The sequence below is a fragment of the Psychrobacter sp. Ps2 genome (assembly GCF_022129405.1).
In the GTDB taxonomy this organism is placed as follows: domain Bacteria; phylum Pseudomonadota; class Gammaproteobacteria; order Pseudomonadales; family Moraxellaceae; genus Psychrobacter.
Genome location: NZ_JADQAM010000061.1, coordinates 413,031 through 426,720, shown reverse-complemented (window position 1 = coordinate 426,720; position 13,690 = coordinate 413,031). Strand labels below are relative to the sequence as shown.

Annotated in this window: 12 protein-coding genes and 1 pseudogene; 12 read left to right on the top strand and 1 reads right to left on the bottom strand. The window is 41.1% G+C overall.

Features of this window, described 5'->3' with window-relative positions:
- Positions 1-49: 49 nt before the first annotated feature.
- The 11 genes and pseudogenes from I3254_RS13430 to I3254_RS13380 all read left to right on the top strand — a co-directional run bounded on the left by I3254_RS13430 (position 50) and on the right by I3254_RS13380 (position 12,047).
- Entirely contained in the window at positions 50-553 is a 504-nt protein-coding gene (locus tag I3254_RS13430) for an ATP-dependent Clp protease adaptor ClpS (RefSeq protein WP_238053195.1), read from the top strand.
- 624 nt (positions 554-1,177) lie between these two features.
- Positions 1,178-3,574 (top strand): annotated as a pseudogene (locus I3254_RS13425) (AAA family ATPase); the annotation flags it as partial.
- A gap of 324 nt (positions 3,575-3,898) precedes the next feature.
- Positions 3,899-4,636 carry a uracil-DNA glycosylase gene (locus tag I3254_RS13420; RefSeq protein ID WP_238053193.1) on the top strand — a complete coding sequence of 246 codons (738 nt, stop codon included), beginning with the start codon at positions 3,899-3,901 and terminating at the stop codon, positions 4,634-4,636.
- Between the two features lie 27 nt (positions 4,637-4,663).
- Positions 4,664-5,188 (top strand): tRNA adenosine(34) deaminase TadA, encoded by a 525-nt coding sequence (tadA, locus tag I3254_RS13415; RefSeq protein WP_238053192.1) that lies wholly within the window; start codon positions 4,664-4,666, stop codon positions 5,186-5,188.
- 189 nt (positions 5,189-5,377) lie between these two features.
- A complete protein-coding gene (gene cmk, locus I3254_RS13410) occupies positions 5,378-6,145 on the top strand; it encodes a (d)CMP kinase (protein WP_238053191.1) in 768 nt (255 codons plus the stop codon).
- A 307-nt stretch (positions 6,146-6,452) separates the two neighbouring features.
- A complete protein-coding gene (rpsA, locus tag I3254_RS13405; protein ID WP_057759193.1) occupies positions 6,453-8,141 on the top strand; it encodes a 30S ribosomal protein S1 in 1,689 nt (562 codons plus the stop codon).
- Positions 8,142-8,465: 324 nt separating this feature from the next.
- Positions 8,466-8,771, top strand: a complete 306-nt coding sequence (locus tag I3254_RS13400; protein ID WP_101206143.1) for an integration host factor subunit beta — start codon at positions 8,466-8,468, stop codon at positions 8,769-8,771.
- A 62-nt stretch (positions 8,772-8,833) separates the two neighbouring features.
- A complete protein-coding gene (locus I3254_RS13395; protein ID WP_238053190.1) occupies positions 8,834-9,241 on the top strand; it encodes a lipopolysaccharide assembly protein LapA domain-containing protein in 408 nt (135 codons plus the stop codon).
- A gap of 91 nt (positions 9,242-9,332) precedes the next feature.
- Positions 9,333-10,031 carry an orotidine-5'-phosphate decarboxylase gene (gene pyrF, locus I3254_RS13390; protein ID WP_101206141.1) on the top strand — a complete coding sequence of 233 codons (699 nt, stop codon included), beginning with the start codon at positions 9,333-9,335 and terminating at the stop codon, positions 10,029-10,031.
- A 224-nt stretch (positions 10,032-10,255) separates the two neighbouring features.
- On the top strand, positions 10,256-11,053 hold the full coding sequence (locus I3254_RS13385; protein WP_238053189.1) for a metallophosphoesterase: 798 nt from the start codon (positions 10,256-10,258) through the stop codon (positions 11,051-11,053).
- A 157-nt stretch (positions 11,054-11,210) separates the two neighbouring features.
- On the top strand, positions 11,211-12,047 hold the full coding sequence (locus I3254_RS13380; RefSeq protein WP_238053188.1) for a histidine phosphatase family protein: 837 nt from the start codon (positions 11,211-11,213) through the stop codon (positions 12,045-12,047).
- 160 nt (positions 12,048-12,207) lie between these two features.
- Here I3254_RS13380 and rpsT read toward each other — a convergent pair whose 3' ends face one another.
- A complete protein-coding gene (rpsT, locus tag I3254_RS13375) occupies positions 12,208-12,474 on the bottom strand; it encodes a 30S ribosomal protein S20 (protein ID WP_010200097.1) in 267 nt (88 codons plus the stop codon).
- 464 nt (positions 12,475-12,938) lie between these two features.
- On the opposite strand from rpsT, the gene I3254_RS13370 reads away from it, so the two are divergent.
- The gene (locus I3254_RS13370) at positions 12,939-13,640 is read left to right on the top strand and encodes an NAD-dependent epimerase/dehydratase family protein (protein ID WP_102091938.1); all 702 of its coding nucleotides are present in this window, start codon (positions 12,939-12,941) and stop codon (positions 13,638-13,640) included.
- Positions 13,641-13,690: the final 50 nt, after the last annotated feature.

The window sequence follows — 13,690 nt, the reverse complement described above, 5'->3', positions numbered from 1 at the left end:
GTCTTAATGAAATACTCAGTGACGATGCTGTGGTTGAAATCGAAGCACAATGGCCCTAATTAGTGGTTGTGCTTTATACCATGCCTTATCACCTGCCTTAACAACCTCTTCTATCTTAAACTTACCTTATAATTATATTTTGATTATGATGAAAAAAATGATATCACAAGCCACGCCAACGGTTGCTGATTGGCACTTTCCCAATATGCCTGCTCATCGTGCACAAGACGGTGATACCGATGGTGAAACGTCACCGCAAGCAGATGTATTGGTCGCAGAGCCTGAAGTAGCCAAACCGCCTATGTATGCGGTTGTTATGTATAATGACAACTACACGCCGATGGAGTTTGTTGTATATATATTGCAGTCAGAATTTCGTCATAGTATGGATTCTGCAGTCGAGATTATGCTGACTATTCATAATAGCAGCAAAGGTATTGCTGGCATTTATCCTAAAGATATCGCCGAGACTAAGGCCAAAAAAGTAAATAGTCTGGCACATCGTGAAGGTTATCCGTTATTGACCCAAATCGAACCGCATCAAGGCGAGTAGAGCAATTTATTAATTTCTTATACTGATATATGGCTCTATTAAAGTTTTACCTACAGTTCTTTATTTCTAAGTAATCCTTCTCAAAGCTCACCTTTATAGTGAGCTTTTTTGACTTTTCAGTCACTCCTCTTATATATAAAATTGGCCTATTAAAATATTTTTATTATTCATAGAGTCTTGATTTCTATAGCAAATAACCCTATCTATTCAATAGTTTTAGACTAAGTATCTCAGTTAAAACTGCTAAAACCACGTCATTACTGGCTTCTAAAATATCAATCTCTCTTTCTATCTAATCAGTTTTTCAACATTTAATATTCGTTGTTAAGGTGGTGGCTACTAGCTTGTAGCACGCTTTGATACATTTTAGTCTGTGTTAATAGATTGACTCCGTCGAAGTATCGTGTTGATATAAAGAAAAGCGGCCATGGATAGTTGTGATTACTGTTGGCTGATAGCGAGATTATAGTATTTAATCAATAGTCTACCGCGCACCTCATTTATTCATGACTTCTAATAATACGAATATAGCCCTTGAACAATTCATCTACCGCCCTGATTTACTTACTAACTCATTCATAAAACTATCAATTATAAAGATAGATATAACCGTAGGAAGTTGTTATGTTAAGTCGTCATCTTGAAGTTTCTCTACGTTTAGCAATGACGCTTGCGCGCCAAAAATCGCATGAGTATCTCACTGTTGAACACTTGCTTTTGGCCTTATTAGAAAACACTCATGCTGCCAATACGTTGACTGCTTGTAATGCTAATGTCTCGGCGTTGCGTACTGAGCTTGAGGTTTATATTAATAAACACACGCCAACCATCGATGCTGATACGGAACAGTCACCGCAGCCGACTCAAAGCTTTGATCGTATTTTGCAGCGTGCTATTTTTCACGTGCAGTCGATTGGTGGTGGTCGTTTGGTGGAAGGGTCTGATATTTTGGTCTCTATGTTTTCAGAACATGATACCTATGCTGTCTACCTGCTTAAAAAACAGGGCATCAGTCGCCTTGAGTTAACCCAGTATTTGTCACACGGCCAAGATAAAGAAGAGCCTTCTGAATCACGCGGTTCTGCAGGTACTGAGCGTCGTAGTGCCTCTGAAAAGACCAGCAAAGATCCATTGGTTGAATTTGCGACCAATCTAAACCAGCGAGCTGCCGAAGGTAAAACCGATCCTTTGATTGGTCGTGCTTCTGAAATTGAACGTGCTGCCCAAGTACTGTGCCGCCGTCGTAAAAACAACCCATTGCTAGTAGGTGAGCCTGGTGTCGGTAAAACCTCTATTGCTGAAGGTTTGGCATGGTTAATTATTAACGACAAAGCACCAAAGCCCCTTAATGGTTGCGTGATTTATAGCCTAGATATTGGTTCACTGATTGCGGGAACTAAGTATCGCGGTGACTTTGAAAAACGTATGAAGTCATTGCTTGATGCGTTAAAGAAAAAATCAAATGCTATTCTTTTTATTGATGAAATTCATATGATTATTGGTGCTGGTTCATCTATGAGTAGCAATATGGATGTATCGAACCTTATCAAGCCAGCGCTTGCTAACGGTGAGCTACGTTGTATCGGTTCAACAACCTTTACTGAATATCGCCAAGTATTTGAAAAAGACCATGCATTGTCGCGTCGTTTCCAAAAAATCGATGTTAAAGAACCTAGTGTGGATGACACTATCGATATCTTACGCGGTCTAAAACCTCGTTATGAAGAATTCCATAATGTTGAGTATACTGATGAAGCGTTGGTCACAGCGGTACAGTTATCAGCCAAACATATTCATGAGCGTTTTTTACCTGATAAAGCCATTGACGTGATTGACGAAGCAGGTGCGTATAAGCGCTTAGGCGTAGTGCCTGATGTCGATGATATCGAAGCGGAAGAAAGTTTCATTGCTGATTTAGAGCAAGATTTTGATGCGCAGATTGATGCTGATATCGAAGGTATCGATGGTGATACAGATAATGAAATGCAGGATGAAGCAGCGACTGCGAAAGCAAGCGATAGTGCTAAATCAGCAGATGGTGTGAAATTGTCAAAAGGTCAAAAGCCACCGATGAAAATCGATGTAGCTGATATCGAAGCTATCATTGCTAAACTGGCACGTATTCCACCTAAATCTGTATCGAGTGATGACAAGAGTATCCTTGAGCACCTAGATCGAGATCTAAAGCACTTGGTATTTGGTCAAGATGAGGCGATTGCTACGTTGGCTGATGCTATCAAGCTATCACGTGCAGGATTAAAAGCCCCAGATAAGCCAATTGGTTCGTTTATGTTTGCAGGTCCGACTGGTGTGGGTAAAACAGAAGTATCGCGTCAGTTAGCGAACCTGTTAGGTGTAGAATTAGTACGCTTTGATATGTCAGAGTATATGGAAGCGCACACGGCATCACGCTTGATCGGTGCACCTCCAGGTTATGTTGGCTATGATCAAGGCGGCTTACTCACCGAAAAAATCAATCAGCATCCACATTGTGTATTGTTGCTTGATGAGATTGAAAAAGCGCATCCAGATGTGTTCAACTTGTTACTACAAGTGATGGATCATGGTACGTTGACTGATAACAATGGTCGTGTGGCCATCTTTAAGCAAGTCATCGTTATTATGACAACGAACGTTGGTGCTGATAGTATCAGTCGCTCGTCAATGGGCTTCACGCAACAAGACCATAGTCGTGATAATACAGAGTCGCTGAAACGTGTCTTCACGCCAGAGTTCCGTAATCGTTTAGACGCCATTATTCAGTTCAACCCTCTAGATACGTCAGTTGTTGTATCAGTTGTCGATAAGTTCTTGGTGGAATTGCAAGTGCAACTTGATGATAAGCAAGTGACATTAGAGATTGATGATGATGTACGTGACTACTTGGCGGATAAAGGCTATGACCGTCTAATGGGTGCACGTCCGATGCAGCGTCTGATTCAGGATGAAATCAAAAAACCGTTGGCAAGTATGATTTTGTTTGGTGATTTGGTCAATGGCGGTGTCGTGCATCTGACCTTAGAGCCTAAAGTCGATGACTCTCAAGAGAATGATACAATGAAGCTTGATAAGGTATCAGACAAAGGCTCAGCTGATAGTCGTATTATTCTGACAGTCGTTGAAACTCATGAACCACATCCTGATTCTGAGTCTCTAGCCAGCTAAGTTGTTTAATATTGATGTCAAAAAAACGGTTATCGTATTACTGCGGTAGCCGTTTTTTTATTGCTATAATTCATCAACAAAGCGCACACCATTTTTTGTTAGTATGATTATTTACAGTAAGCTAGCTTTAACAAAACTATTGAACTTATAACAAGATAACAAGTATAAAAAGGACACAATATGGAACTGTTTGATGAACCGACAACCAAAACAGCAGAACAAAAACAGGCGATTTTAGACAATGTCCGTTTACCAGAAGATTGGAAAACAGCGTTAGCAGATGAACTAACGTCTGAGAATATGGACAATCTACGCGCGTTCTTAAAAGAGGCGTATCAGTCGGACGATAGTATTTATCCTCCTGCGCCATTGATGTTCAATGCGCTTAATCTCACACCGTTATCGCAAGTCAAAGTGGTAATCTTGGGCCAAGATCCTTACCATCGTCCAGGTCAGGCTATGGGGTTATCATTTTCTGTTCCTAAAGCCATTCCTAAGCCACCATCACTAAATAACTTGCTCAAAGAAATGGCAGATGACATTGGTATTCGCCCTTCAGCGCATGGCGATTTGACATACTGGGCGCAGCAAGGCGTTCTACTGCTTAATAGCTCACTAACTGTGCGAGAAGGCGAGCCAAACAGTCATCAGAATAAAGGCTGGGAGCAGTTTACTGATGCCGTCATCGATGCCGTCAATGAACAGACAAAGCATACCGTATTTATTTTGTGGGGTAGTAAAGCCCAGAAGAAAGGTAAGTATATCGATACGGATAAGCATTTGATTCTGACAGCGGTACATCCATCACCACTGGCGGCAAATCGTGGCGGTTTTTTTGGCACTAAACCTTTTTCTAAAACAAATGACTACTTGGTGCAGTATGGCCAAACTCCAATTGACTGGCAACTACCACAATAAATGCAAAATATACAGAATATAAGCTTAATGCCGTATCAATCTTTAGATATTCGGTCCAGCACATTTTGGTCAGTCGAAGACGTTAAATGGATGCGAGAGGCAATTGAACTTGCTAAGCAAGGTGCTGAGCGAGGAGAGGTGCCGGTAGGTGCGGTATTGGTACATGACCAGCAAGTTATCGGCCAAGGGTTTAATCAACCAATTAGTAGTCATGATGCTACTGCTCATGCAGAGATAGTTGCATTGAGAGATGCCTGTACGCGTTTAGAAAACTATCGACTGCCGCTACAGACTACTCTATATGTCACTCTAGAGCCTTGTACGATGTGTATCGGTGCTCTAATCCATGCGCGTGTAAACAAGTTAGTCTATGCAGCGAGTGAACCACGCGCTGGGATGGTTGGTAGTCAAATGGACTTATCATTACAACCTTTCTACAACCATAGTATTCAGGCCTACAATGGATTATGCAGCGAGCATAGTAGTCAAATACTTAAGACATTTTTTCGTGAGCGTAGGCAAGCGGCAAAAAAGAATAAGGCCACTATGTAAACTCAAAATACTAATAAACAAGATATCAGTCTTGGTGCTAGTGGTCACGATGATTTTTTGCTATAATATTGCCCTATTTGATAGCACCCATCTTAATAGGCTATTAAAGACTTAACATACAAATAAATATCGTTTTATTAATGACATACGATAAGCGATATAAGTAACGCATATTATTGAGTAAGTATTATGACTAGTTCTACACCTGATAATGTTTTACTCAATACAGAGAATAGCCACACCTCATCAGTACGCTATCCTGTTATTTGTATCGATGGTCCTAGTGGCGCTGGTAAAGGCACTGTTACATGGCGTCTGGCACAAGTGTTAGGCTATCAGTTGTTAGACTCTGGTGCGCTTTATAGAATTGTTGGACTAAAAGCCTTTGAGGCGGGTCTAATCAGCGCAGATGCTAGCCAACCAATTGACGAAGATGCTTTATTAGCATTGACTGAAAGCTTGGAGATAGCGTTTGTACCGAACAATGACTCAGGGCGTGTAGATATCATTGTTAATGGACAAGCAGTAGGTGAGCAAGTACGCAATGAAACGGTTGGAGGCTATGCATCACAGATAGCTGTCTTTCCACAGGTTCGCCAAGCATTGCTCAAGCTACAACAAGATATGGCCACTCGTTCTGGTTTAGTTGCTGATGGTCGCGATATGGGTACGGTTGTTTTCCCAGATGCTGATGTTAAGGTGTTTTTGACGGCCAGTGCTGAGGCACGTGCGGAGCGCCGTGTGACTCAGTTATTGAACGCTGGTCAAACAGCAGATTTTGAGGCAATTTTAGCGACGATAAAAGAGCGTGATGACCGTGATGAAAATCGCAGTACAGCGCCATCAAAGCCTGCGGCAGATGCCCTATTACTTGATAGTTCAGCACTGAATGCCGATGCAGTATATGAGCAGGTCAAAAAGCATTGCCAAGATAAAGGTGTGTTTTTCACCAGTTAGTTATTTAATAGCTAGTAAAAACAACATATTAAGTACCAAAAAGTTTCCTATTAATCATTGTTTTAGTATAAAATAATACGGTTAAGTTAAATTTTATTGAAGCAGTAAGAAAAACCTAGTTTATTTAAGATATTGCAGTCGATATAAGACAGTTGTTGTTAGTCAGTTTTAATTACGATGAGCTCGCTATCAACAAACGTTTTTTTATATGATTGCATGGGATATAAAACCAGTATTTCGTTCTATACAATCATAAATTTGATCCGTACTGTGCTGGACAGGATACGGCTATACAAAGGTAGACATAATGGAATCATTTGCTGAACTATTTGAAGCGAGCATTGAAGAGCAGGGCCTAGATATCGAGCGTGGCTCGGTTATTACAGGTGCTGTTGTGGCCATCGATAGCGATTGGATCACAGTAGATACTGGTCTTAAATCTGAAGGTATCGTCGCTCGTGAAGAGTTTTTAAGCGAAGAAGGCGAACTTGAAGTTGAAGTTGGCGATAGCGTTGATGTCGTAGTTGAAGCGGTTGATAACGGCATGGGTCAAACCTTGCTGTCACGTGAGAAAGCTAAACGTGTTGAAACTTGGAACTTCCTTGAAAAAATCGCTGATAACGATGAAATCGTTAAAGGTATTATCTCAAGCAAAGTTAAAGGCGGTTTCACTGTAGATATCGGTTCAGTACGCGCGTTCTTACCAGGTTCATTGGTAGATGTACGTCCTATCCGTGATACAACGCATCTTGAAGGCAAAGAGCTAGAATTCAAAGTCATCAAACTTGACCAGAAGCGCAACAACGTTGTTGTTAGCCGTCGTGCAGTTATGGAAGCTGAAAACTCAGCTGAGCGCGAAGAGCTATTGAACAAGCTTGAAGAAGGCATCGAGATCGAAGGTATCGTTAAGAACCTTACTGATTACGGCGCGTTCGTTGATCTAGGTGGTATCGATGGTCTATTGCACATCACTGACATGGCATGGCGCCGTATCAAGCATCCATCTGAAGTTGTTGAAGTTGGCCAAGACCTAAAAGTTAAAGTACTGAAGTTTGACCGTGAACGCAACCGCGTTAGCCTAGGTCTAAAACAACTTGGTACTGATCCTTGGGATAACGTTGGCGGCACTTACCCAGTAGGTAGTGTTGTAAAAGCTCGCGTAACCAACTTGACTGACTATGGTTGTTTCGCTGAGATTTCTGAAGGTATCGAAGGTCTAGTACACGTATCAGAAATGGATCATACCAACAAAAACATCCACCCATCTAAAGTGGTTCAAGTGGGCGATGAAGTTGAAGTAATGATTCTTGATATCGATGAAGAACGTCGTCGTATCAGCCTAGGTATCAAACAAACTCTAGCTAACCCATGGGATGAGTTTGATAAGAAACATGAGCGCGGTGATAAAATTACTGGTACGATCAAATCAATCACTGACTTCGGTATCTTTATCGGTCTAGACGGTGGTATTGATGGTCTTGTTCATCTATCTGATATCTCTTGGAACGAAACTGGCGAAGATGCTATCCGTAACTATAACAAAGGTGACACCGTTGAAGCAATGGTATTGTCTGTAGATGCAGAAGCTAACCGTATCAGCCTAGGCGTTAAGCAGTTAAGCTCTGATCCATTCAACGAATACCTAGTCAACAATGACCGTGGTGCTATCGTTAATGGTAAAGTAAAAGAAGTAGACGCTAAAGGCGCTACTATCGAACTTGCTGACGAAGTTGAAGCTTATCTACGTGCTTCTGAAATCCAACGTGACCGCGTTGAAGATGCAACTAAGCATCTGACTGTTGGTGATGACGTTGAAGCGAAAATCATCAGTGTTGATCGTAAAACACGCAACATCAACTTGTCTATCAAAGCGAAAGACGAAGCTGAAGAGCGTCAAGCGATTAAAGATCTTGGTAGCACGAACACTACTGCTGCTCCAGGTTCTGATGCACAGCCAAAAACTATTGGTGATTTGATCAAAGAGCAAATGCAGTAAGCTGCAAACTATTGACATAAAAGTAATATAAAAAAAGCGACTTCGGTCGCTTTTTTTTATGATTAGATTTTATTAATACAGTTAGTAAGAGAGGTTTTTAGCCAAATGGGCAAACTCTTATTCCCATTTACGCTAATATCCGCTATCATTTGCACCATTGAGTAACGAGATGATAGTTATAAGCTTTTTATAGTCATAATGTGATTCTGAATGTTAATTTTCAAAGATTCAGTATATATAGTTTAATTATACAAACGCAATTACGTACTATAGAGCGTTGACTTATCATCAGCTTATCCATCAATCAACAAGGCAAGCGTAATAATGCAGCAAGCGATTAACAAATCCGAATTTATTAGTAATTTGAGTGCAAACTGTGACAACATGGCAGACACCGTGGTTGATGACGCAGTGCGTGAAATCTTAAACTTGATGACCCATACTTTAGCCAATGATGGCCGAGTCGAAGTTCGCGGATTCGGTAGTTTTTGTCTACATCATCGCCGTGCCCGTATGGGACGTAATCCTAAGACAGGTGAAAGCGTACCTGTACCGGCTAAAGCGATTCCACATTTTAAGCCAGGCAAGGCTCTACGCGAAGCAGTAAACGATACGGTAGCAAACAGTTAATTAAACCAGCACTGGCTATCTAACCGTCAAAATTTATCATTCCAAACTGAGGTAACTGTCTCATGCGCTTTTTACTATTTGTATTGCTATTCTTGAGCTTTGCCTATTCACTTGGTTTGGTATTGGCAAATAATACTGAGGTCGGAGTCAACCTACTGTTTTCACAAGCACCTACGATGAATCTAGGGTTGCTACTTATTTTGTGTTTGATGCTAGGTATTGTTATTGGTATTTTACTGGCATTGCTTATCTTTCGTGTGCTGCAAAATAAGTGGGAAATTTCACGTCTGCAAAAAGCAAACGCAAACTTACAAGAGCAATTGACTCAGGCCAATACAGTTATCGATCGTCAAGCAAGCGCGCCAACAGTAGATGAAGCTGTTTATGGTGCTTCTGCTACCAATGTACAGAATACTGACGCAACTAGCCTAACTGAAGGCTCCACTCTGTCTAAGCGTAGACGAGATTAATTCGTTAGGTGATCTGCTAGGTGATAGCTCAAAAATCGCAGTACTGACCTCAAATACAATACTTTGATAACTCAAAATATATGGTAAAACCATGAATAATGTAATCAACTCTCCAGTTGTCGTCGCTCTAGACAATATGACGGTAGAGGCGTCTCTAGCGTTAGCTGACCAGTTAGATCCATCCCAATGTCGATTGAAAGTCGGTAAAGAGCTGTTTACGCGTTGTGGTCCTGATATCATTAAGGCACTGCATCAACGTGATTTTGAAGTGTTCTTAGACTTGAAATTTCATGATATTCCGAATACCACTGCTCAAGCAGTATTGGCTGCCGCTGAACTTGGTGTATGGATGGTGAATGTCCATGCTAGCGCAGGTCTAGAGGCCATGTCGTTGGCAAAACAGCGCTTGCTAGATAGAGATCTTGATACCTTACTTATCGCAGTCACCGTACTGACTTCTATGGATAATGAAGCGTTGATGCAAACAGGAATCACTGATAGCTTAGATACCCAAGTGAGCCGACTAGCACAACTGACTAAGCAAGCTGGACTTGATGGGGTGGTGTGCTCGGCTCAAGAAGCAAAGGCACTTAAAGCATTATGTGGTCAGGATTTTAAACTGGTGACGCCTGGTATTCGCTTAGCTGAAGACAATGCAGATGATCAAAAACGTATCTGTACACCAAGTCAGGCGCTAATAGACGGTTCTGATTATTTAGTCATTGGCCGTTCGATCACTCAAGCTTTAGATCCTGCTGCTAAACTACAGACAATACTTCAAAGTATTTAAGTTTGAATAGACGTTAAGAAAAAGAGACAGCCTAAATGGCTGTTTTTTTACTTTTTGAGGGCAAAGAAAAAGCTGCTACACTATTAAATTTATTCTTACAACCGTTCTAAAATATAATAACTATATTAAAAACGCTGATTTAGCTAAATATTAGTAGTACTGCTATGAGTATTTATCGATAATTAGATTTTTAATAATAACGCCACTAAGTGATGTTGGATAATATGAAATTACAGATATTAAGTGACTTGCATATTGATAGTTATGAACGTCAGTCGCACCCCGTTGGACATATTCCTAAAACCGATGCAGATTTAGTACTGGTAGCAGGAGATACTGCTAATAGCGATAAAGGTATGCCGTGGTTGCAAGAACAAGCGGCGCGCTTAGAAGTTCCTCTGATTACTATCGCTGGTAATCATGAATACTTTGATGAAGACGTATTGAGCTTTGACCATAAACTGGCAACTTGGGATAACTATGATACTGTGTCTAAAAAAGGCGTTCGCGTCTTACAATGTCAGCATATCGATATCGGTGATATACGCCTTTTAGGTTGTACGCTTTGGACAGATTATCAGTATCATGCTAACGAAGACACCATGGCTGCTGCTAGGCATTTTATGCGTGACTATAAGCAAATCTATGCAGGCAACGAACTGTTTTCGCCTGAAGTATCTATGCAGATTCATGCGGAGCATCGTCAGTGGCTACAGCAAGCTTTGATCGAATCTCATGAACTAGGTAAAAAAACAGTAGTCATGAGTCATCATAGTGTCAGTGCATTATCGGTGTCTGAAAAATATGCCAATCTACCGAGTAATGCGGCTTTCGTCAGTGACTTGTCAGGATGGATGCACGAGGATTGGGCACCGATGCTATGGGTACATGGACATACTCATGAAGCATTTGATTATAAAATTGGTAATACGCGAGTGATTGTCAATCCACGAGCCTATCCAAACGAGGTTAGCAGTACGGCATTAGAGTTTGCATGGGACAAAGTCATTGATATTGGCTAGGACCGTGTGTAAATATTTGGCAAATCTCCATTTATTCTAGGTATAGACTCTTTTGAATAACGCATTTTTCGAAAGAGTACATAGTATTTATAAGATATATTGCAACTAGATTTGTCTGTGGTTCATTCCTGATAAGAAATCTGCTAGGCTTGCTGTCATGAGTAAATATTTGAATAACACCCTGTCAAAAATATCTGCTGACAAGCTTGCGAGTCACACCCCAAGCGCGCCTGCACCTTCGCACCTACCAGATAGCATGATCTCCTCCGTCAGCTTATTGCCTGAAAATAAGCGACTGATTCTATTTACTAGGCACTCTTTACGAGAGCGCTCTGATGGTAATGGTTTTGCCAGCTATCAGTTACCGTTGACTCCTAAAGGCCGTATACTGGCAAAGTCTTGGGGTCGTTGGTTATCAGGTCATCTACCATATTCGCTCGACGTCGATAGTATTTCTAGCCCCATTGGACGTTGTATCGATACCGCGCAGCTGATGCAAGAGGGGGCAGGACTACGGCGTGACATTACGCATCAATCATTGTTAGTTGAGCCTGGTAGCCTTGTCACTGAACCTGAAATAGCCAATCCAGTATTTAAAGAAATTGGCGTCCTGAACTTTATCAATCGCTTTTTGCAAGGCAATTTGGAAGGGACTAAAAACACCTATCAGGGCGGTTTGGATATTCTGTCGCTTTTTTACCAGAATCAGCCGCAGCATGGCCATCTGATGCTCGCTGTGAGTCATGATACGTTGCTATCTGCATTCTTAGCGGTTATGTTCGATGTGGTAGAGATTGATTGGAATGATTGGCCAAAGATGATGGAAGGCGTGTTCTTATGGTTCGATGATAAACCCTTTGATCAAGCGAGCGCGCATTTCATTTGGCGGGGTCAAGTATATACTCGGCCGATTAGTTCATTGTTAGACAGTTATCGTGCAGCTGGTTACCATCCTAGCAAGTTGCTATTGCCACCAGAAGTGCAGTGGAATTGATGTTTTGTTCTTAATCGAAAATTGAAATGAGTTGATAGGGAAGCAATTCATTTAATATATTCTAGTAGACATAAAAAAACCTTGCCACGGTATTAGAACCAGTGACAAGGTTTTAGTCATTACGCTATAAAAGCGAAATGCGGTCTAATCAATACAAATCTTAAGCTTGTAGGCCTTTGATTGTTTTGTTTAGGCGGCTCTTACGACGAGCAGCTTTATTCTTATGAATAATACCTTTGTCAGCCATACGATCAAGAACTGGTACCGCTTTTTTGTAAGCTTCGGTAGCCGCGTCATAATCTTTAGCTGCGATAGCCGCATCAACACGTTTTAAGTAAGTACGAACCATAGAGCGTTGTGACGCAGAGTTCTGACGACGTTTGGTGTTTTGACGGGCGCGTTTACGAGCTTGTGCAGTATTAGCCACGCGTATCTCCTTGATAAAGATAGATAAAAATATGAATGTTGATTGCAATAATGGGTTTAACAATCATCGGTGACGAGCAGCCGTCTCGTCAAATATGATGTCGATGTCTGATATTAAAGTATCTAATATGAGTAGAGCATCGTAAGCGTCAGAGCTGTTTGGAATAATTAAACAGCGTTGACGTGTAAAGCCGATTATCTTAGCAAATTATTGAACTAAGGACAATATATTTGATGATTAATGCTCAAAGAAGTTACGTAATATCATCGAATTTGGGTCATTCTAGTAACTAAATCAATAGTAAGCGCTGATAGACGTAGAGGGTTGATAAAATCTCTTACAATATATCCTATATAATAGCGTCAGTTATTGAGGAATTTAGGTATGATATTCTAACGATAGGCCTTGATATAGGTATTTTCTCATCAATATAGTTCATCTAATGTTATATAAGTGGATAGGGTATGCAGCGAAAAGCAATTGTGATTGGCGCAACGGGGTTAGTAGGGCAGCATTTGGTAAAGCAACTGAGTGAGCTTTATGACACATTGATTGTGATTGCTCGTCGTCCGCCACGCTACATTAATGCCAGCATGCGTTTTTATCAAATCAATGATTTTGATAATCTCTCTGAAGTGTTTGCAAGTGTCGGTGCCGATCGAACCACGGATGCTTTTAGTTGTTTGGGTACGACAAAAAAGCAGGCTGGTAGTGATGAGGCTTTTCGCAAGGTAGATCGAGACTATAACGTAAACTTTGCCAAGCTGTGTCGTGATAAGGGGGTAGAGAATTTCTTTTTACTCTCCTCAATGAATGCGGATATTGATAGTCGTTTTTTGTACAATCGAGTCAAGGCTGAGACAGAGCAGGCTGTTATGGCATTGGAGTTTGGTCAATTGGTCGTCTTTCGTCCGTCATTATTGCTTGGTAAGCATAAAGGTCGTCCACTTGAGAGTATTGGTCAAAAAGCATTTAAACTTATCTCGCCGCTCGTGTCAGAGTCGCTATCGTTACATCCTATTTCTGCTAAACGCGTTGCCAGTGCCATGGCGATGAGTGCTCATGATATCTACCATCGTAGTAAATATCGTACTGAACCTCAAATTAAGCATATCGACATTATCGAAAATAAGCAGATGCTAGCGATGACCCGTGTTAAAAAATAAAAAGACAGTTTTTCTAGTGACAGATTCAGTCTTAAAACTGGAAAGTTACA